Here is a 19217-nt window from a genome sequence, read left to right on the forward strand (position 1 = left end):
CCGTCGCAGCGGTGGGATCTAGTGGCTGCCCGGAGGGAACGGCAGGTGGCTCAGCCTGCGCAGCACGAAGCAAAAAGTGTGGATCATGGTGACCTTCGAGGAGAACGGGCGGGATCTGGTCTCTAACGGGCCGGCATTCGCCCCATACGCATGCGACAACACATGGCGTCCCGGTGGGCGCGGTGGTCGTTCGCGTATGCCTCGTTCACGCCGGTGCTAACGCCGCCTTTACATACTCCTATTCCGGGGAATTGTGGTGATCTGCGTCACTCAGCACCGCGGTGAGGAAACCGCCGCGCGGGGCGGGGCGGTTGTACCGGGCCGCGAGGGCGGCGGCTTCGACCGTACGCGCCCGCCAGCCGCGGGCCGTCAGCCGGGCGACGGCGTCCTCGCCAGGGCCGCCCTTCCAGAGCGTGGCGATCCGCCGCAGCTCGGGCATCGCGCGCGCCCGCTCGGCGAGCACGGCGGCCGCGGCCGGGTCGTGCTCGAAGGCGAGCCTGCTGCCCGTCGCCGACAGCGCGCCGACGTCGTCGAGGAGCCGCCCGGCCTCGGCCGGGCTCAGGTAGATCAGCAGGCCCTCGATCAGCCAGGCCGTCGGCCGCGCCGGGTCGAACCCGGCCGCGCGCAGGCTGCCCGGCCAGTCCTCGCGCAGGTCCACCGGCACCGGGACGCGTTCGCACCGCGCCGTCGCGGCCAGCCCGCGCAGCACGCCGTCCTTGAACGCCAGCAGCTCGGGCAGGTCGAGCTCGAACAGCCGCACGCCCGGCGGCCAGTCGAGCCGGAAGGCGCGGGCGTCGAGCCCGGCGGCCGGCAGGACGACCTGGTCGCAGCCGCAACCGCTCAGGTAATCGTCGAAGAACCTGGTCCTGAACACCAGGTGGGCGCTGAAGAGATCACCCGCCCCGCTCCCCCGCTCCGCATCCGGCGACCCGGCGTCCGCCGCCGCCACGAAGGCGCCCGCGTACGGGTCGTCGAACAGCCGGTCGGGCCGCTCGCTCTCGCGCGCCCGTAACCAGGCCGCGCCCACCGCCGTCCTCGCCACCCCATTCATATCGCTGACGATACATCTCCAGCGATACACTCGGCCGGCATGAACGTGGCACGACTGCGAAGGCTCGGACGACGGCTGGTGGAGCTGTCCAAGACGGCGGCCGGCGAGACCAAGGGCCCGCCCCTCACCCCCGGCGAGGAGGCCGTCTTCGAGGACGTGCTGCGCCACCCCGGCGGCACCGTCGGCGAGATCCAGGCCAGGACGGGCTTCGTCCAGAGCCACGTGTCGGCCTCGGTGGCCCGGATGCGCGAGCGCGGCCTCGTCCGGACCGAGCCCGACCCCGGCGACGGGCGGCGCACCCTCGTCACGCTGACGGAGCCCGCGCTGGCCGCGGTCCACCGCCGGGCGGCCAGACCGGTGGAGGAGGCGGTGCGCGCGGCCGTGGGCGACGATCCCGAACGCGCGGCCCGCGTCACGGCGCTGCTGGAGGAACTGGAGGCCCTGCTGCTCCCCGGCTGACCCCGGCCCGCCGGTTCCTTCAGGCCCCTGTACATGGAGCCGCCCCGCCGCGCCCTGAGAGCAGGGTGCGGCGGGGCGGCGCCGGGTGCGGCGTCAGGCCGCGACCGTGGTGGCGACCTCGGCCGGGGTCAGCGCGATGTCGAGGACCTCGCGCACGTCGCTGACCGCGTGGATGGTCAGCTCGTTGCGCACCTCCTCGGGCACGTCGTCGAGGTCGGGCTCGTTGCGGGCCGGGATGAGCACCGTGGTGATGCCCGCCCGGTGGGCGGCCAGCAGCTTCTGCTTGACGCCGCCGATCGGCAGGACCCGCCCGGTCAGCGAGATCTCACCGGTCATGGCGACGTCGGCGCGGACCTGGCGGCCCGACAGGAGCGAGGCCAGCGCGGTGGTCAGCGTCACGCCCGCCGAGGGGCCGTCCTTGGGGACGGCGCCCGCCGGGAAGTGCACGTGGACCGAGCGGTCCTTCAGCGCGGTGACCGGCAGCTCCAGCTCCGCGCCGTGCGAGCGCAGGTAGGACAGCGCGATCCGGGCCGACTCCTTCATCACGTCGCCGAGCTGGCCGGTCAGGGTCAGGCCGGTCTCGCCGGTCTCCGGGTCGGCCAGCGACGCCTCCACGTAGAGGACGTCGCCGCCGGCCCCGGTCACCGCCAGGCCCGTGGCCACGCCCGGCACGGAGGTGCGCTGGGTGGACTCGGGCAGCGACGACTCCGGCACGAACCGCGGCCTGCCGATGTAGCCGACCAGGTCGTCGGGGCCGACCGTGACGGGCAGCTCGTCCTTGGCCGCCACCTTGCGCAGGATCCTGGCGACCGCCCGCTCCAGCGAGCGCACGCCCGCCTCGCGGGTGTACTCGCCGGCCAGCCGCCGCAGCGCGCCGTCGTCGACCTTGACCTCCTCGGCGGTCAGCCCCGCGAGCTCAAGCTGCCTGGGCAGCAGGTGGTCGCGGGCGATGGCGACCTTCTCGTCCTCGGTGTAGCCGTCGAGGGTGACGACCTCCATGCGGTCGAGCAGCGGGCCGGGGATGGCCTCCAGCACGTTGGCCGTGGCCAGGAACAGCACGTCGGACAGGTCGAGCTCGACCTCGAGGTAGTGGTCGCGGAAGGTGTGGTTCTGGGCCGGGTCGAGGACCTCCAGCAGCGCCGCCGTCGGGTCGCCGCGGTAGTCGGCGCCGACCTTGTCGACCTCGTCGAGCAGGACGACCGGGTTCATCGAGCCGGCCTCGCGGATGGCCCGGACGACACGGCCCGGCAGGGCGCCGACGTAGGTGCGCCGGTGCCCGCGGATCTCCGCCTCGTCGCGTACGCCGCCGAGCGCGACCCTGACGAACTTGCGGCCCATCGCGCGCGCCACCGACTCGCCCAGGGACGTCTTGCCGACCCCGGGAGGACCGGCGAGGGCCAGGACGGCGCCGCTGCGCCGGCCGCCCACCACGCCGACGCCCTTGTCCTGGCGGCGCTTGCGCACGGCCAGGTGCTCGATGATGCGGTCCTTGACGTCGTCGAGGCCCTTGTGGTCGGCGTCGAGCACGGCCCGCGCGCCCGCGATGTCGTAGTTGTCCTCGGTACGCTCGTTCCACGGGATGTCGAGCACCGTGTCCAGCCAGGTGCGGATCCAGCCGCCCTCCGGGGACTGGTCGGAGGTGCGCTCCAGCTTGTCGACCTCCTTGAGCGCGGCCTCGCGCACCTTCTCCGGCAGGTCGGCGGCCTCGACGCGGGCCCGGTAGTCCTCCTCCTCGCTCTCGGCGGTGTCGCCGTTGAGCTCCTTCAGCTCCTTGCGGACCGCGGCGAGCTGCTGGCGCAGCAGGAACTCACGCTGCTGCTTCTCCATGCCCTCCTGGACGTCCTTGCGGATCGTCTCGGCGACGTCGAGCTCGGCGAGGTGCTCGCGGGACCACTCGATGAGCCTGGCCAGGCGGTCGGCCGGGTCGGCGGCCTCCAGCAGCTCGACCTTCTGGGCGGTGGTCAGCCACGGGGTGTAGCCGGAGCTGTCGGCCAGCACCGAGGGGTCGTCGATCTGGTTGACCTGGTCGACGACCTGCCAGGCGCCGCGCTTCTGCAGGATGGTGGTGGCCAGGGCCTTGTACTCCTTGGCCAGCTCCTGGGCGCGCTCGCCGGCCGGGACCGTGTCGATCGTGTCGGCCTCGACCCACAGCGCTGCGCCGGGGCCGGTGGTGCCGGTGCCCACGCGCACGCGGTTGACACCGCGGACCACGGCGGCGGGCTCACCGCCGGGCAGCCTCCCGACCTGCTCGATCACCGCCTGGACGCCGACGGCGCCGTAACGGCCGTCGATCCGGGGAACGAGGAGGACCCGCGGCTTGTTACCACCGGACGCGCGGGCCGCGTCGATCGCAGCACGCACCTCGGAGTCGGACAGGTCCAGCGGAACCACCATGCCCGGCAGGACGACCTCGTCGTCGAGCGGCAGGACCGGGAGGATCAAGCTCTCACTCATGCGAACTCCAAAGGGTTGAGTTATACCGACTCAATTCATTGGAGCGCGCTGTTGTTCCCAACCTTGCCGATGTTCGCTCACGGCGATCGTAATGTTGTAAGCGATACCTGAGGGTGACGTCAGGATCAGACCTTGGTCTGACGCCCGGCCGCCCGCCTTTCCGTATTCTTGACCAGGTGAATCACCGTCCCCGGCGCTCCGCGCCCCTCGCCTCCCGGGGCGACGCGCGCACCGGCCCTCCGAAGTCGCCCGGAGGAGCGGCCGGGCGGTTCGCCGTGGCGGTGTGGCGGGCCTTGCTGGCGGTGTCGCGGCCCTTCACGCTCGCGTTGCTGACGGGCAGCGCCGATCCCCCGTCCCGGCCGCGTTCCCGATGGCTGCGGATGCCGGTGCCCGGATGGCTGGCGCCGCTGGTCCCGGGGAAGACGTACAGCCTGTTGCAGATCGCCGAGCTCCTGCTGGGGGTGGAGCTGTTCGGCGTGACGCTGTCCACGGCGCAGGAGTGGAACGAGCAGGCCGCGGCCACGCCCGGTGATCCGGCGCCGCTCTGGGGCGGCGTCGTCGTCCTCGCGGCCCTGGCCGCCGGCCTGCCCGTGGTGCTGCGCAACCGGTGGCCGCTGGCGGCCTGGCGGGTGGCGGCCGTGCTGACCCCCGTCTCCGTCTGCGCCAGCCTCACGATCGGCCGGGACGAGGGCTACGCGCCCTACCCGGTCGCGGTGGGGGTGGCGTACCTGCTGGCGCTCTATTCCGTGGGCGTGCGCTGCGAGCGGCGGATCACGGTGGGGGCGGGGGTCCTCACCGTCCTGTTGTGCCTGGCCGTCGACGTCGACTCGACGCCGGTGGTGGCGGGCGCGGCCGTGGTCGTCCTGCTGTTCGGTTACAACGTGCGCGCCCGGCGCAACGCCACGGCCATGCTCGTCGAGGAGGAGCGGCGCACCCGGCAGGCCGAGGGCGCGCAGGCGGTGCTGGAGGAGCGCGCCCGCATCGCCCGTGAGCTGCACGACGTGGTGGCCCATCACATGTCGGTGATCGCCATCCAGGCGGAGGCGGTGCCGCTCAGGGCCGCGGGTGACGCGTCCCAGTTGGAGGCCGGGCTGGCCGAGATCCGCGCGTTGTCCCTGGAGGCCATCAACGAGCTGCGCCAGGTCCTCGGCGTCCTGCGCGACCCCGAGGGCCGCACCGACACCGCGCCGCAGCCCGGCCTCGACCGGCTGGAGGAGCTGGTGGCCAACGCCCGCAACGCGGGGCTGACCGTGGCGGTCGACCGGCGGCGGCCGATCGGGCGGCTGTCGCCCGCGGTGGGGTTGTCGGCGTACCGGATCGTGCAGGAGTCGCTCAGCAACGCGATGCGGCACGCGCCGGGGTCGAGCATCACCGTCGAGATCACCGCCGACGCCGGCACGCTGCGCCTGCGCGTCGCCAACGGCCCCGGCCGCTCACCCGCCGCTGCGGCCGGCGCGGGCCAGGGGCTGGTGGGCATGCGGGAACGCGCGGCGCTGCTCGGCGGCACGCTCGACGCAGGGCCCACGCGCGGCGGCGGTTACCAGGTGAGCGCCACGTTACCGACGGAACCGCCGCCCGAGTCGTCGACCGGGCCGGCCGCAGGGCTGTCGGCCGAGAACCTGCCAGGCGGGAAGCCGCCGATCGAGGAGAGGGAGAGCGCCGCGTGATCCGCGTGCTGATCGCCGACGACCAGGGGATGGTCCGCACCGGGTTCACCGTGTTCCTGAGCGGCCAGCCGGACATCGAGGTCGTCGGCGAGGCGGCCGACGGCCGCGAGGCCGTGACGCGGGCCGTCGCGCTGAGCCCCGACGTGGTGCTGATGGACGTGCGCATGCCGGTCATGAACGGGCTGGAGGCCACCCGGGAGGTGCTGGCGGCGTGCCCGGCGTCGAAGGTGCTCATCCTGACCACGTTCGACCTCGACGACTACGTCTACGAGGCGCTGCGGGCGGGGGCCAGCGGCTTCCTGCTCAAGGACGCCTCGGCGGCCCAGCTCGCCGAGGCCGTCCGGGTGGTCGCGGCCGGCGACGCGCTCATCGCGCCGGCCATCACCAAGCGGCTGATCCACGAGTTCGCCCGGCTGGGCGGGCCCCGTCCGCCGTCGGGGAGGCGTCCGGAGGAGCTGACCGAGCGCGAGACGGAGGTGCTCATCCTGGTCGCCCAGGCCATGTCCAACCAGGAGATCGCCCAGAAGCTGTTCGTGGCCGAGCAGACGGTCAAGACACATGTGGGCCGCATGCTGACCAAACTCGGGCTGCGCGACCGCGCCCAGGCCATCGTCTTCGCCTACGAAACCGGCCTCGTCCGCCCCGGCGAGTAACCCGTCCCCCGGGGACGGACACGACGGACGCCGGCACCGGAACACGGACGGACCCACGGCCCGCCAAGGGCCACAGCAAGCCCGCAAGCACTTGGTACGCCACGCGCCCCCGAACGGGAAGTACGGCGGTACGACGGAGACCAAGTCGGCAGGCACAGGACGTGCGTCCAGGGACGACAGGCGTTGGGGACCGCAGGCGTTGAGGACGCCGCGACCAGCGGCACAGCGGAGCCAGCGACGCCAGACGTCGGTGACCGCAAGCCTCAGGGAGGACACGGCCAGCCGCACAGCGCAGCCAGGGACGCCGCGCATAGGGCACCGCAGGCGTAGGGACGACACGGCCATCGACCCAGCGGAGCCAGGGACGCCAGCGTGTGGGCAGGTCTACGAGACACCAGACGGTCCACCGAGACACCAGGCGGTCCGCACGGGGCACCAGGCGCTCCACGGGACGCCGACGGGACAGGGCGTCAGCAGTGGCGCGGGCGTAGGGAGGGGCGGGACGGGCGTTTGGGCGGACTCATGAGACCCGGCGTTTCGGCGGGCGAGGGCGCGGTGCGGGGAGATGGCTTGGGTGGGGGGTGGTGGGACCATGGGGGCTGGAGACGATCGAATCTTGGAGGGAGGAGGCGTGGGGGCCGGTTCGGGGCGTATGTTCCGGGCGGTCGGCCGCGCGTGCCCCATGGATCCCCTTGAGCTCTTCCAGCAGGTGGCCGCCACCGTGCCCGCCTACCGTTCGTTCCTGGCCGAGCACGGTGTCGAGCCGGCGGACGTCACCACCTTGGAGCGCTTCAGCCGGCTGCCGATGACGTCCAAGGACGCCTACATCCGCCGTCACCCGCTCCCCGACCTCTGCCGGGACGGCGTGATCGGGGACATGATCGCCGTGTCGTCGGGCTCGACGGGGACGCCGTCGTTCTGGCCGCGCACGGTGGCCGACGAGCGGGTGATCGCGTCCCGTTTCGAGGAGGTCTTTCGGGACTCCTTCGGGGCCCGCGAGCGCCGTACGCTGGCCGTGGTCTGCTTCGCCCTGGGCACCTGGGTCGGCGGGCTGTTCACCATCGAGTGCTGTCGTCACCTGGCCGAACGCGGCTACCCGATCACCGTCGTCGCGCCGGGCACCGACCGCAGGGAGATCGCGCGGGTGCTGCCGGAGCTGGCGCCGCACTTCGACCAGGTGGTCCTGCTGGGCTATCCGCCGTTCCTGAAGAACGTCATCGACACCGAGCCGCTCCCCTGGGCCGACTGGAACGTCAAGCTGGTCACGGCGGGCGAGGTGTTCAGCGAGGAGTGGCGCACGCTGGTGGCCGAGCGGGCCGGGATCGCCGACCCGGTGCGCGGCGTCGCCTCCCTGTACGGCACCGCGGACGCCGGGGTGCTCGGCAACGAGACGCCGCTCTCGGTCGAGCTGCGCCGTTTCCTGTCCGGCCGTCCGGAAACGGCCAGGGAGCTGTTCGGGGAGTCCCGGCTGCCGACCCTGGTGCAGTACGACCCGCGGGTGCGCTTCTTCGAGGAGCACGAGGGCACGCTGCTGTTCACCGGCGACAACGGCGTGCCGCTGATCCGGTACCACATCGCCGACGAGGGCGGGGTGATCCCGTACGAGCGCATGCTGGAGTTCGCCGGGCGGCACGGTTTCCGGACGGACCTCGCCGGCCCGCGGCATCCGTTCGTCTACGTGTTCGGCCGCAGCCATTTCACGCTGTCGTACTACGGCGCGAACGTCTACCCGGAGAACATCGCGGTGGGGCTGGAGCAGCCGGAGGTCAGCGGGTCGGTGACGGGCAAGTTCGTGATGGAGGCGGCCGAGGACGCCGACCACGACCGGCACCTGACGGTCACGGTGGAGCTGATGCCCGGTGAGAAGCCCAGCGACGAGGTCGCCCAGGCGGTGGGCGCCTCGATCCTGGCCCAGCTCCTGCGGCTGAACAGCGAGTTCGCGAACTATGTGCCGGTGGCGCAGCAGATGCCGTTCATCCGGTTGCGCGAGGCCGGAGACCCCGAGTACTTCCCGCCCGGGGCCAAGCACCGGTACACCCGCTGAGCGGGGTTGAGGCGCCGCTGCACCCGCCGAGGGAGGTTCAAGCCGCGTTACAACCGGTCAGGCGCCGGCGGAGTCCGCGTCGAGGGTGCGGCGGACGACGACGAGCGCCACGTCGTCCTCGCGCGCCCCGAACGCCCCCAGCATGCGCTCGGCGAAGTCCTCCAGGTCGTCCTCGACGGTCTCGGCGAGCTGCCTGGCCTTCTCCATGCTGTCGTCGAGCAGGACGTGCCGGTCCTCCAGCAGGCCGTCGGTGAACAGCATCATCGTGCCGCCGGGCGGCAGCTTGAGCCGGTCGACCTGGTACCGCTCGGGCACGGCGCCGAGCAGCAGGTTGCCCAGCGTGTGGTAGGAGCTGCCGGGCCCGGCGAACAGCGGCGGCATGTGCCCGGCGTTGGCCAGCTCGATCTCGCCGGTGGCCGGGTCGATGAGCATCAGGCACACGGTGGCGGTCAGGCCCCGGTGGTAGCGCCGCATCATCTGGTTGAGCAGGTCGAGGGAGGCGCTCAGGTCCACCTGGGCGATGAGCGAGGCGCGCAGGGCGTGGCGCACCTCGGCCATGACGGTCGCGGCGTGCAGGGAGTGGCCCTCCACGTCGCCGACGGCGACCAGCACGCGTCCGTCGACCTGCAGCACTTCGTAGAAGTCGCCGCCGACCTCGACGTTGTCCACGGCGGGCTGGTAGCGCAGCGCGACCTGCAGGCCCGGCACCTCGGGGATGCGGCTGGGCAGCAGGCTGCGCTGCAGCGTCAGCGCGATGTCGTGCTCCTCGGTGTAGGCGCGCAGCGCGCCCAGCGCCAGGGCCAGCTCCTGGCCGAGCTGGCGCAGCAGGTTCACCTCGTCGGCGTCGAGCGGCGAGACGGCCTCGACGCCCAGGTAGACCGGCGACGGGGAGTTCTTGGTGCGGCAGAGCACGCCGGTGGTGGAGTCCTCGGCGCGCACGTCGGGCAGCAGACCCTGCCACTCGGTGCTGGCCAGGGTGAACACCTTGGCTCTGGCGGCGTCCTTCAGCGCCCGCTCGGACAGGCGTTCCAGCACGTCGGGCGCGGCGGCCTGGGCGTCGGCGGGCTCGCCGGGACGGGCGCGGAAGCGCCGGACCCGCCCGTCGGGCAGCATGGCGAGCGTGCCGCTGTAGCGGCCGAGCACCTCGGCGGTGCCCTCGACGGCCACGGTCAGCAGCTCGTCGAAGGTCTCGGCCTCGTTCATCCGCAACGTCACCTCGGCGAGCTTGGCCAGGCGCTCGGCCATCAGCTCGGCCCGCCAGCGCGCCCGGTAGTAGCGCAGCATGGCCTCGACGGTCGCGGCGAACTCGGTCGGCTCGATGGGCTCGCTCAGGTAGGCGTCGGCGCCGCGTTCCAGCCCCTCGGTACGGTCGGCGGGGGTGATCGCGTTGGCCGACACCTGGATGACGGGGATGGAGGCGGTGGCCGGGTTGGCCTTGATCAGCTCGCAGACCTCGTAGCCGCCGATGTCGGGCAGGCGGACGTCGAGGACGACCAGGTCGACCTGGTGGTCGGCAAGCAGTCCGAGGGCCTCCTCGCCGCCCCTGGCCTCCAGCACCTGGTGCCCGGATCGTCGTAGCCAGCTCGACAGGATGTAGCGCTTGGTGGGGGTGTCGTCCACCACCAGCACGCGTGCGGACTCAGACATCCTGGTCCTCTCCAGCACCGCCGTTCTCGCCCTGGCGGGCGCTGCGGATGGCCTGCAGGAGTTGTTCCCTGCGCAGCCCGTGCTTGGACAGTACCGGCCGGTTGCCGGGGGCGTGTTGCGGGGCGATGGTCACGATGACGACCGGGATGTCGCTCAGCCGCTCGTCCTCGGCCATCTGGTGCAGCAGCACGTTGCCGTCCACGCGGGGCATGAGCAGGTCGACCAGGATCACGTCGGGCGGGGTGGCGGCCATGACGTCGAGCGCGGCGGCGCCGTCGGCGGCCTCGTCCACGTGGACGGTGAAGCCGTAGAGCATGCGGCGGGCGGTGGCGCGGAAGACCTCGTCGTCGTCGGCGATCAGCACGCGCTGCACCTCGGGCGTGCCGCTCTGGTGCGGCAGCCGCAGGGTGGCGGTGGTGCCCTCGCCCGGCGTGCTGGTCAGCTCCAGCGTGCCGCCCAGCGCCTCGGCGAGCCTGCGCGCGTACGGCAGGCCGAGGCCGGTGCCCTTGGCCCTGACCTGGAGCGATCCGGGAACCTGGTAGAAGTCCTCGAACACGCGCCTCAAGTGTTCCTCCGAGATGCCGATGCCGGTGTCCGTGACCGTGATGACGATCTCGCTTTTGGCTTCGTCGGCATGCGCGGCCAGCACTACCTGCCCGCTTTGAGTGAATTTGAGCGCGTTCGAGAGCAAATTGCGGAGAATCCGCAGCAACATGCTCTCATCGGCGTACAGCTCGGTGGCCTCCGGCGCGATCTCCTGGCTCAGCGTCACGCCCACGCGCTCGCTGGTCGGCCGCATCGTGACGTGCAGCTGCCCGGCCATCCGCGCCAGGTTGACCAGCGTGGGCTGCGGGTCCAGCCGGCCGGACTCGGCCTTGGCCATGTCGAGCAGCTCGCTGACGAGTTCGAGCAGCGTCTGGGCCGAGTCGCCGATCAGCCCGATCTGGTGGGCCTGCTCCTCGCTCAGCGGCTCGCCGCCCTGGCCGGTCAGCAGCCGGACCAGGCCGATGACGGAGTTCAGCGGGGTGCGCAGCTCGTGGCTGACGGTGGCCCAGAACCGGTTGCGCGCCTCGATCGTCTCGCGGAGCTGGGCGGACTTCTCGTCCAGCTCGGCGTACAGGGCGACGACTCCCCTGTTGGTCTCCTCCAGCTCGGCCGAGAGCTGGTTGTACATGGCCAGCACGCCGGTGTTGGTCTCCTGCAGCTCGGAGTTGAGCCGCAGCACGTCCTCCAGGGTCTCGGCCAGCTCCCTGTTCTGCTCGCGCAGCTCCTCCAGCGCGCTGATCGGGGCCAGCTTGGCGAGGTCGGCGCGGATGGCCTCCAGCGGGACGGCGGTCAGCCGGGGCCGCAGCCGCTTGGTGAGCGTGACGTGGCCGTCGCCGAGGGCGATGTCGTCGACGAGCCGGCCGGCCAGCGTCACGCCTTCGGAGCGGTCCAAACCGGACGGCCTGGTGTGGCGGATGGTGATGGCGAGCACGTCGCCGTCCAGGGTGATCACGGCGGCGGCGCCCTTGCCGAACGCCTCCCTGCCCACCTCGCTGAGGGCGGTGGCGACCCGGATCTGGTCCTGGGACTCCAGCCCGGCCAGCTCGGCCGCGGCCCGGCCGACGCGGCGCAGGACGAAGACGTCCTGGTCGGTGTCGAGCCTGACCCTGATGAGCTCAGTTGCCGCCATTGCCGGGCCTCACCGTCACCACGCAGGCGTCGTCACGCCTGCTGCCCGCCTCGCGCAGCAGGCCCGCGGCGATGACCGCTGGGGTGCGCGCGAACAGCCCCGGCACGTTACCGGGGTCCCATCGGTCGGTCAGGCCGTCGGAGTGCATCACGACGGTGGCGTACGGGGGGATCTTGTACTCGTACTGGCGGAGGGTGCGGCCCTGGTGGCCGGCGATGCCGGGCAGCGAGATCATGCCCTGCCGGCCGCCGGCGTCGGCGACCCAGCCGGAGACGTTGCCCAGCCCGGCGTAGGTGACGGTGTCGCGGCCGACCCGGGCGACCGCGACGGCGCCGCCGCGGGTCCCGCTCAGCCCGCGGTGCAGGTGTTCCAGGATCGACAGCGGCTCCTGGTCCTGGACCTGCGCGAACAGCTCGACGGCGGTCTGCGCGGCGATGGCGGCGATGTGGCCGTGGCCGAGGCCGTCGCACAGCATCACCGTGGTGCTCTCGCCGTTCTCGGCGATGGCGTAGCCGTCGCCGCAGCTCACCTCGTCGCCGATCGGCCGGGTCAGGCCGCTGGCGCGCAGCGGGGGGCCGGGCGTGTTCTCGGCGGTGAAATGCATGACGAGCACAGTGCCCATGCCGGGCACCGAGTGAACGTCGTAACCGGTGGCGATGCGGGCGATGGCACCCATGCCGATGCCGAGCGTGCCGGAGGTGGAGTAGCCGTCGCGCAGGGCGCGGGCCACGTCGGCCATGCCGGGGCCCTTGTCCACCGCGACGAGCTCCACGCCGGCCGCGGTCTCGGGATGCGGCCGGACCAGGACGACGCCCTCCACCGCGTGCTTGACCAGGTTGGAGACGGCCTCGCTGACGGCCACGGCCGTCTGCCCGGTGCGGGTGGTGTCGAAGCCGGCCGCCTCGGCCAGCTCGACCGCCCGCCGCCGGACGGCGCCGACGGCACTCGGGTCCTCGGCGCGAACCCAGGCCGGGTTCACCTCGCCCACTTGGTCACCGTCACGGTCGTGCCCTTCCCGGGGGCGGAGATCAGGTCGAACTCGTCGACCAGCCGGCGTGAGCCGCCGAGGCCGAGGCCCATGCCGCCACCGGTGGTGAAGCCGTCGGTGAGCGCCTTGTCGAGGTCGGGGATGCCGGGGCCCTCGTCGCTGAAGACCAGCTTCAGGCCCCGCTTCCTGCCGTTCTCGACGAGGTCGATGCGCACGTCGCCGCCGCCGGCGTAGACGAGCGCGTTGCGGGCCAGCTCGCTGGCCGCAGTGACGATCTTGGTCTGGTCCACGAGGGAGAGCCCGGCCTCGATCGCGAGGGTCCGCACGATCTGCCGGACCACCACGACGTCCGCGCTGCCCGCGATCGTCCTCGTCTCGGTCACGTGGCGGCGCCCCTGACGTGGTCAAGGAGCGCCACTCCCTTCTCCAGGTTCAGCGCCGTGCGCACGCCGCCCAGCGACAGGCCGAGCTCGACCAGGGTGATCGCCACCGCGGGACGCATGCCGACGACCACGGTCTGGGCGTCCAGCATGCGGCACATGGTGGCGATGGTGGCCAGCATGCGGCCGATGAAGGAGTCGACGATCTCGACCGCGGTGATGTCGATGATCACACCTCTGGCCCCGGTGGCGACGACCCGATCGGCCAGGTCCTCCTGGAGGGCCAGCACGCTCTGGTCCTCCAGGTCGATCTGGATGGAGACGATCAGGATGTCGCCGAGCTTGAGTACGGGCACCCGGTCCATCAGGCGCCCTCCGCCCGGACGGCGATGCGGGCGTTGCGTGACAGGCTCACCTGCACGCCGCTGCGCCTGAAGGCGTGGGCGAGGGCGTCGGCCAGCGACGCCTTGGTGACGATGTCGCCGAACTCGATGCCGAGCGTGACGATGGTGTGCGCGATCTGCGGGCGGATGCCGGAGATGACGCATTCGGCGCCCATCAGCCTGGCGGCCACCACGGTCTTGAGGAGGTGCTGGGCCACCTGGGTGTCCACGGCGGGCACGCCGGTGATGTCGATCACAGCGTGCTCGGCGCCGGTGTCGACCAGGGTCTGCAGCAGCTTCTCCATCACGACCTGGGTCCTGGCGGAGTCGAGGGTGCCGATCAGCGGCACGGCGACGATGCCCTCCCAGAGCTTGACCACCGGGGTGGACAGTTCGAGCAGCTGCTCGGCCTGGTCCAGGATGATCTTCTCGCGGGCGTCGGCGAAGGTCTCGAAGGTGAGCAGGCCGAGGTCGTCGATGAGCCGGGAGAACCAGATGAAGCCGCGCAGGGCCTCCGGCTCGCCGTCGGCCTCGACGATCTCGTACAGGGCCTCCTTGAGCCCGAAGACGGCGCGGGCGGTGTCGGACGGCGCGTGGCCCGCGCGAGCGCGGGTGCGGGAGAGCTCCGCGAGCAGCCCGCGGACGTCGGCGAGCTCCCCCTTGCCCTGATCGAGCGAGGAGCGCAGGGCCCGGTATATGTCGAGAAGCTCGTCCGACGGGGCCTTGGCGAGCTGCACCCAACGGGCGAGGATCTGCTCCTCATGCTCACGGAGCAGCTCTTCGATGCGTCGCCGGGCGACGTCGGCTTGGACGGTCAAGGATCACTCCTGGGTCGGCTAGCGAGTGACGGTGTCAACGTATGTTAGAGCGATTTTTCCAGGTAGCGGACCGTTTGACGGCCAGCACTGTGCGCGACGGGCGGCTCCGCCAGGCACGATCCCTTGAGCTCCGCCTTCCTGGGTAGATGAACGGCGGAGGCGAGTTTTGCTGACATGCTGTCGTCATCGCCTTGACGGAGCCTCCGAGGGTTGTGACACTATGTCAGAAACATTCGCGCGAGTTGGGGAAGTGCTGTGACGACGTCGTTCTCCGAGACCTTGAGGGCCGCCACCTGGGGCGACCACGAGTCGGCCGAGTCCGAGGGCTACCTCACCGAGCTGATGGCCGGCCGGTTGACCGAGCACGAGTACGGCGAGATGGTCGCCCAGCACTACTTCGCCTACCTGGCGCTCGACGGCGTCTCCAAGGAGCTGGCCGCCCACCCGGTCGCCGGCCGCTTCGTCTTCCCCGAGCTGTACCGCGAGCCCGCCCTGGAACGCGACCTGGCCACCATCTACGGCCCCGCCTGGCGCGAGCGCGTCGCCCCCTCCAAGGCCACCCGGACCCTCCAGGCCCGCATCCACCAGATGACCGACTGGCCCGGCGGCTACGTCGCCCACCACTACACCCGCTACCTCGGCGACCTGTCGGGCGGCCAGTTCATCCGCATGGAACTGCAGAAGATCTTCGGCTACCAGGCCGGCGGCGGCGTCGACTTCTACATCTTCGACGAGGTGGGCAGCCTGCCGCGGTTCAAGACCGAGTACCGCGCCCGGCTCGACGCCCTCGGCGCGCAGCTCGACGAGCGCGAGCGGCAGCGGATCATCGGCGAGGTGCGGCTGGCCTACCAGCTCAACACCGAGGTCCTGGCCGAGCTCATGCACGTCGTCAGGGCCCCGGCGTAGCCGTCTCCGCCGGGTCGTCGCCGCCGTCCGGCTGCCGGGCCAGGACGGCCAGGCGCGTGGGCAGCCGCGGCGGGCGCTCGGCGCGCCCCTCCCCCGGGTCCAGCCGGTAGGGCACCAGGGTGACCATGACCCCGGGGAGCAGCAGCAGGCGGTCCCGCAGCCGGGCGGTCAGCCGGTTGTGCAGGGCCGGCTCCCACCAGCGGCTGGTGACGTAGTCGACGATGTAGACGGTGACGATCTGGTCCGGGTGCAGGGCCAGCCGGTCGCGTACGTGCCGCAGGATCGGGCCGACGGCGGTCCGGTAGGGCGCCTCGATCATCCGCAGCGGCACCGAGGAGGGCGCGTAGTGCTCCCAGCCCTCGCGCAGCTCGCGGGTCGCCTCCTCGTCGGTGCACACGTGCACGGCCTCCAGCCCGGCCGGGCGGGTGGCCGCGGCGTAGGCGACCGCCTGGAGCGCGGGGCTGCCCAGCCGGGAGACCAGCACCATGGCGTGGGCGCCGCCCGGCAGCTCGACGGGCGTGTCCGGCGTGGTGGCCGCCCGTACCTTGTCGTAGTGCCGCCTGATGCCCTTCATGAGCGCGAACAGCCCCGGGATGGCCAGGCAGACCAGCCAGGCGCCGTTCGTGAACTTGGTCACCAGCACGATCACCAGGACGGCGGCGGTCACCGTCGCGCCGGTCGCGTTGACGGCCTGGCGCCGCCGCACGCCGGGCGAGCGCGGGCCGGTCCGCTGCCAGTGCCGCACCATGCCGGCCTGGCTCAGCGTGAAGGAGATGAAGACGCCGATGATGTAGAGCTGGATGAGCCGGGAGCTGTTGGCGTCGAAGACGACGAGCAGCACGGCCGCGGCCGTCGCGAGCAGCAGGATGCCGTTGCTGAAGACCAGCCGGTCGCCGCGCTTGTGGAGCTGGCTGGACAGGTAGGAGTCGGCGGACAGGATCGAGGCCAGCATGGGGAAGCCGTTGTAGGCGGTGTTGGCGGCCATGATCAGGATCGCCGCGGTGCTGGCCTGGAGGAAGGCGTACAGGACGCCCCGGCCGAGGACGGCGTCGCCGATCTGGGCCAGGGCGGTGGGCTCGACGTACCCGGCGGGCATCCCGGCGAGCCGGCCGGGGTGGTCGGGGTCGGTCATCCGCACGTGGGTGAGCAGGGCCAGCACGGTGATGCCGGAGAACATGGTGACCGACAGCGCGCCCATGATCGCCAGGGTGTTCGCCGCGTTCCTGCTCTTGGGCCGGCGGAAGGCGGGCACGCCGTTGCTGACCGCCTCCACCCCGGTCAGCGCCGTGCAGCCGGAGGCGAACGCGCGCAGCACCAGGAAGACGGCGATGAAGCCGACGGGCTGGTAGAGCGGCTCGATGGTGAAGCCGGCGCTGACCGCCCGGGGACGCTCGCCGCTCAGCAGCCGCCAGGCGGCGACCAGGAACAGCAGGTAGACCGAGGCGATGAAGGCGTAGGTGGGCACCGCGAACCCGCGGCCGGACTCGCGGGTGCCCCGCAGGTTGACCAGGGTGAGCAGCACCACGCAGGCCACGCTCAGCGGCGCCGACCAGCGCTCCAGGCCGGGCGCGTAGGAGGTGATGGCGTCCACCCCGGCGGCGACGGAGACGGCGACGGTCAGCACGTAGTCGACCAGCAGCGCGCTGGCGGCGACCAGGCTGGCGTTGACGCCCAGGTTCTCCCGGCTGACGACGTACGCGCCGCCGCCGCCCGGGTAGGCGTAGCAGGTCTGCCGGTAGGACACGATGATGATCACCAGCATGGCCACGATGGCCAGGGCGATCCAGCCGGTCACGTGCAGCAGGGCGAGGCCGCCCAGGGTGAGGGCCATGATGATCTGCTCGGTCGCGTACGCCACCGACGAGATCGGGTCGCTGCAGAAGACCGGCAGCGCCAGCCGCTTGGGCAGGAGCTGCTGTTCCAGGTGCTTGGTGCGCAGCGGCCGGCCGACCAGGGCCCGCTTGGCCCGCTCCCACGGGGAGGCGGTGGTCATGGGCGTTCCCGCCTCCTTCCGGTCAGCCGGCGATCGCCCTGCCGAGCAGGTATCCGAGGCTGACGACGGCCAGGCCGAGCACCAGGTTCACGGCGATGTTGGCCAGCGCCCGGCCGGTGGACCCGGCGGCCAGCAGCTTCCAGGTGTCGGCGCTGAAGGTGCTGAACGTGGTGAGCGCGCCGCAGAACCCGGTGCCGACCAGCGACAGCACGGCCGGTGGCAGGGCGTCGCGGGAGGCGATGCCCATCAGGACGCCGAGCACGGCCGAGCCGATGACGTTGACGGCCAGCGTGCCCCACGGCATCGCCCGGCCGGCCGCCCTGGTGACGCCGGCGTCCACGAGGTAGCGGGCCGGCGCGCCGATCAGGCCGCCGACGAAGACCACCAGCACGAGGATCATCGGCGTCCGCCCAGCCTCAGGCCCGCCCAGACGGCCAGCAGGCCCAGGACGACGCTGAGCACGAGGTAGAGCGCCGCCCAGCCGGCCGCGCCGCCGACGGTGAGCTCGCGGACGCCGTCCACCAGGTGCGAGAAGGTGGTGAAGCCGCCCAGGAAGCCGGTGCCGAGCAGCGCCTTGACCGGCATGCGGTGCAGCGGGTGGCGGGTCAGCTCGCCGGTGAGCAGGCCCAGCAGCAGGCAGCCGAGGACGTTGACCACCAGCGTGGGCCAGGGCAGCGGGTGGTCGGCGCCCATCAGGGTCTGGGTGAGCAGGTGACGCGCCACCGCGCCGATCCCGCCGCCCACCCCGACCAGGGCGAGCGCGCGGGCCGGGTGGCGGGCGGCGGCCATCAGTCCTCCGTCCCGAGCTGCGCGTCGGTGCCGGCGAGCTGTTCGGCCTCGGTCTCGCGCATCCGGCAGAGCCGGTCCACGACGCGGCCGATGAGGTAGGTGACGACGAAGGAGTACAGACCGACCACGACGATCGCGGCGAGCTGCTTGAGCAGCACCTCGATCGAGCCGCCGTACAGCAGGCCCTTGGTCCTGGTGGCGCTGACGCCGGTCGCGAGCAGGCCGATGAGGGCCGTGCCGACGATGCCGCCCGCGCCGTGCACGCCGACGACGTCGAGGGTGTCGTCGTAGCCGAGGACGAGCTTCCAGGTGACCGCGTACGACACCACGACGGCGGCCACGATGCCGATGACCAGGGCGCCCTCGGCGTTGACGAAGGCGCAGGCGGGCGTGATGGCCACCAGCCCGGCCAGCGCGCCGGTGGCCGAGCCGAGCCGGGTGAAGTGCCGGTACCGCAACCACTCCAGGACGAGCCAGGTCAGCATCCCGGCGGCCCCGGCGATCATGGTGGTCAGGAAGGCGTTGACCGCGATGCCGCCGTCGGCCATGGCCGAGCCGGCGTTGAAGCCGAACCAGCCGAACCACAGCAGGCCCAGGCCGAGCATGACGAACGGGATGTTGCTCGGCCGGGGCGGCTCCTTCCTGCGGAAACGCACGCCGGGGCCGAGCGCGAGGGCCAGCGCCAGGCCGGCCATGCCGGAGTTCAGCTCGACGACCAGGCCGCCGGCGAAGTCGAGCACGCCCCACCGGCTGATCCAGCCCTGCCGGTCGAACACCCAGTGCGCGATCGGGAAGTACACCAGCGTCACCCAGACGACGGAGAACACGATCCACGGCCCGAGCCGGGTCCGGCCGGCGACCGAGCCGCTGATCAGGGCCACCGTGATGATGGCGAAGGTGAGCTGGAACAGCGCGAAGGCGTAGGTGGGGACGCGGCCGTGCAGCATCGTGGGCGTGATGTCGGCGAAGCGCAGGTCGCCGAAGCCGATCACCCCGGCGCCGCCCACGTCGGGGCCGAAGACCAGCCCGTAGCCGTAGCCGAACCACAGGATCGTGACCAGGGCGATCGAGACGAAGCTCATGAAGAGCATGCTGAGCACGTTCTGGGCGCGGACCATGCCGCCGTAGAAGAAGGCCAGTCCGGGCGTCATGAGCAGCACCATGGCGGCGCTCACGAGCACCCAGGCCGAATCGCCGGTGTTGAGCCCTGGCGGCATCGTCGGACCTCCCTTCTGTCCCCAGGCAGAGATGATCGGGCGCAACGGAGGCAAAACTCCCTGGTCAAGCGCCTTTGCCGGGCATGTGCATTG

General features: G+C 72.1%; 17 protein-coding genes. 5 read left to right on the forward strand and 12 right to left on the reverse strand.

Annotation, left to right across the window (positions count from 1 at the left end):
- Positions 1–238: 238 nt before the first annotated feature.
- A complete protein-coding gene (locus ACIBST_RS01080; RefSeq protein ID WP_397167985.1) occupies positions 239–1051 on the reverse strand; it encodes an SAM-dependent methyltransferase in 813 nt (270 codons plus the stop codon).
- A 39-nt stretch (positions 1052–1090) separates the two neighbouring features.
- Here ACIBST_RS01080 and ACIBST_RS01085 point away from each other — a divergent pair, with 39 nt between their 5' ends.
- Entirely contained in the window at positions 1091–1510 is a 420-nt protein-coding gene (locus tag ACIBST_RS01085; RefSeq protein WP_397167987.1) for a MarR family winged helix-turn-helix transcriptional regulator, read from the forward strand.
- Between the two features lie 93 nt (positions 1511–1603).
- On the opposite strand, the gene lon is transcribed toward ACIBST_RS01085, so the two are convergent.
- The gene (gene lon / locus ACIBST_RS01090; RefSeq protein WP_397167989.1) at positions 1604–3964 is read right to left on the reverse strand and encodes an endopeptidase La; all 2361 of its coding nucleotides are present in this window, start codon (positions 3962–3964) and stop codon (positions 1604–1606) included.
- A 176-nt stretch (positions 3965–4140) separates the two neighbouring features.
- Here lon and ACIBST_RS01095 point away from each other — a divergent pair, with 176 nt between their 5' ends.
- The 3 genes from ACIBST_RS01095 (at position 4141) to ACIBST_RS01105 (ending at position 8328) form a co-directional block, all read left to right on the forward strand.
- Entirely contained in the window at positions 4141–5631 is a 1491-nt protein-coding gene (locus ACIBST_RS01095) for a sensor histidine kinase (RefSeq protein ID WP_397167991.1), read from the forward strand.
- Positions 5628–6284: a response regulator gene (locus tag ACIBST_RS01100; protein ID WP_397167993.1), complete on the forward strand. Its 657-nt coding sequence runs from the start codon at positions 5628–5630 to the stop codon at positions 6282–6284. Before ACIBST_RS01095 ends, ACIBST_RS01100 begins: the two co-directional genes overlap by 4 nt.
- 682 nt (positions 6285–6966) lie before the next feature.
- Positions 6967–8328, forward strand: coding sequence for a phenylacetate--CoA ligase family protein (locus ACIBST_RS01105; RefSeq protein ID WP_397167995.1), 1362 nt, complete (start codon positions 6967–6969; stop codon positions 8326–8328).
- Positions 8329–8385: 57 nt separating this feature from the next.
- Here the strand turns inward: ACIBST_RS01105 and ACIBST_RS01110 are convergent, their stop codons facing one another.
- The 6 genes from ACIBST_RS01110 to ACIBST_RS01135 are packed head-to-tail and all read right to left on the reverse strand — an operon-like array spanning position 8386 to position 14219.
- Complete coding sequence (locus ACIBST_RS01110) at positions 8386–9975, reverse strand: SpoIIE family protein phosphatase (protein WP_397167996.1); 1590 nt, start codon at positions 9973–9975, stop codon at positions 8386–8388.
- Positions 9968–11650 (reverse strand): hybrid sensor histidine kinase/response regulator, encoded by a 1683-nt coding sequence (locus ACIBST_RS01115; RefSeq protein ID WP_397167998.1) that lies wholly within the window; start codon positions 11648–11650, stop codon positions 9968–9970. The genes ACIBST_RS01110 and ACIBST_RS01115 overlap by 8 nt, the downstream gene beginning before the upstream one ends.
- Complete coding sequence (locus ACIBST_RS01120) at positions 11637–12638, reverse strand: ATP-binding protein (protein ID WP_397168000.1); 1002 nt, start codon at positions 12636–12638, stop codon at positions 11637–11639. Before ACIBST_RS01120 ends, ACIBST_RS01115 begins: the two co-directional genes overlap by 14 nt.
- Complete coding sequence (locus ACIBST_RS01125) at positions 12626–13021, reverse strand: anti-sigma regulatory factor (RefSeq protein ID WP_397168001.1); 396 nt, start codon at positions 13019–13021, stop codon at positions 12626–12628. The genes ACIBST_RS01120 and ACIBST_RS01125 overlap by 13 nt, the downstream gene beginning before the upstream one ends.
- Positions 13018–13383, reverse strand: coding sequence for an STAS domain-containing protein (locus ACIBST_RS01130; protein WP_397168003.1), 366 nt, complete (start codon positions 13381–13383; stop codon positions 13018–13020). Before ACIBST_RS01130 ends, ACIBST_RS01125 begins: the two co-directional genes overlap by 4 nt.
- Positions 13383–14219: an STAS domain-containing protein gene (locus ACIBST_RS01135; protein WP_397168004.1), complete on the reverse strand. Its 837-nt coding sequence runs from the start codon at positions 14217–14219 to the stop codon at positions 13383–13385. The genes ACIBST_RS01130 and ACIBST_RS01135 overlap by 1 nt, the downstream gene beginning before the upstream one ends.
- A 255-nt stretch (positions 14220–14474) precedes the next feature.
- On the opposite strand from ACIBST_RS01135, the gene ACIBST_RS01140 reads away from it, so the two are divergent.
- Positions 14475–15125 (forward strand): heme oxygenase (biliverdin-producing), encoded by a 651-nt coding sequence (locus tag ACIBST_RS01140; protein ID WP_397168006.1) that lies wholly within the window; start codon positions 14475–14477, stop codon positions 15123–15125.
- On the opposite strand, the gene ACIBST_RS01145 is transcribed toward ACIBST_RS01140, so the two are convergent.
- The 4 genes from ACIBST_RS01145 to ACIBST_RS01160 are packed head-to-tail and all read right to left on the reverse strand — an operon-like array spanning position 15109 to position 19124.
- On the reverse strand, positions 15109–17118 hold the full coding sequence (locus ACIBST_RS01145) for an APC family permease (protein ID WP_397168007.1): 2010 nt from the start codon (positions 17116–17118) through the stop codon (positions 15109–15111). The two genes, ACIBST_RS01140 and ACIBST_RS01145, sit on opposite strands and share 17 nt — an antisense overlap.
- Before the next feature lie 22 nt (positions 17119–17140).
- Entirely contained in the window at positions 17141–17518 is a 378-nt protein-coding gene (gene crcB / locus ACIBST_RS01150; RefSeq protein ID WP_397168009.1) for a fluoride efflux transporter CrcB, read from the reverse strand.
- A complete protein-coding gene (locus ACIBST_RS01155) occupies positions 17515–17907 on the reverse strand; it encodes a CrcB family protein (protein WP_397168011.1) in 393 nt (130 codons plus the stop codon). The genes crcB and ACIBST_RS01155 overlap by 4 nt, the downstream gene beginning before the upstream one ends.
- Positions 17907–19124 carry an ammonium transporter gene (locus tag ACIBST_RS01160; protein WP_397168013.1) on the reverse strand — a complete coding sequence of 406 codons (1218 nt, stop codon included), beginning with the start codon at positions 19122–19124 and terminating at the stop codon, positions 17907–17909. Before ACIBST_RS01160 ends, ACIBST_RS01155 begins: the two co-directional genes overlap by 1 nt.
- Between the last annotated feature and the right edge of the window lie 93 nt (positions 19125–19217).

Source organism: Nonomuraea sp. NPDC049684 (genome assembly GCF_044465345.1).
Taxonomy (GTDB): domain Bacteria; phylum Actinomycetota; class Actinomycetes; order Streptosporangiales; family Streptosporangiaceae; genus Nonomuraea.